At 65.6% G+C, this 860-nt stretch carries 2 protein-coding genes; one reads left to right on the forward strand and one right to left on the reverse strand.

Annotation, left to right across the window (positions count from 1 at the left end):
* Positions 1-258 (forward strand): PfkB family carbohydrate kinase (locus EN994_RS33480; protein WP_245466173.1); only part of this gene is annotated, 258 nt, incomplete at its 5' end.
* A gap of 11 nt (positions 259-269) precedes the next feature.
* Here the strand turns inward: EN994_RS33480 and EN994_RS33485 are convergent.
* A partial coding sequence (locus tag EN994_RS33485; RefSeq protein WP_164746532.1) for an aldose epimerase family protein occupies positions 270-860 on the reverse strand: 591 nt, incomplete at its 5' end.

Here is an 860-nt window from a genome sequence, read left to right on the forward strand (position 1 = left end):
GTCGTCAAGAACGGCGAGCAGCCCGCCCTGATTGCCCAAGGAGAAACACTACGCGAAGTCCCGGCGATCCATGTCCCCGCCCCCGCCGATACGACCGGCGCCGGCGATTCGTTCAACGGCGGCTATCTTGCGGCTCGTCTTGCCGGCCACGACCCGCAGGAAGCCGCGCGCCGTGCGCATCGTGTCGCCGCCGCCGTGGTGCAAGTGCGCGGCGCGCTGGCGCCGTTCGAGACGCTGCGGGCGGCTTTCGAAGGCTAAGGTCGGAAAAACTAGGGCAGGCGGAACCTGTATTCCGTGACGTGGTGGTAGATCGCGCCCGGCCACAGCGTTGCTTGCGGGAAATAAGGCCGGTTCGGCGCGTCCGGCCAAATCTGCGGCTCCAGGCAGAAGCCGCAAAAGGCCTTGTAGTTCCGCCCTTCCAGCCCGGTGCGCGGCGTCACATACTGGCCGGTATAGAGCTGGACGCCGGGCTCGGTGGTCCAGACCTCCATCTCGACACCGGAACTGGCGCCTTGCGTCCATGCCGCCTGCTTGAGCGGCCCGCGTGCCGAAGCAAGGCAGAAATTCTGGTCGTAGGGCAGTTGATCACCCTCGGTTTCCATGCGCAGCGGCCGCGCCTGGCGGAAATCGAATGGCGTGCCGTCAACCGGCTTGACCACGCCTGTGGGGATCATGTCGCCATCGACCGGCAGGTAGGCGCCGGCATTCAGCATCATCCTGTGGTCGAGAATGTCGCCTGCGCCGCCATCATCCAGGTTGAAATAGGAATGCTGGGTGAGATTGCACAGCGTCGGCTCCTCGCAGGTGGCGGTCAGCTCGACGCTGAGCGTGCCGGGGATCTTCAGCCGGTAGGTGCAGGT

This window comes from Mesorhizobium sp. M7A.F.Ca.CA.002.09.1.1, from assembly GCF_003998555.1.
GTDB lineage: Bacteria > Pseudomonadota > Alphaproteobacteria > Rhizobiales > Rhizobiaceae > Mesorhizobium > Mesorhizobium ciceri.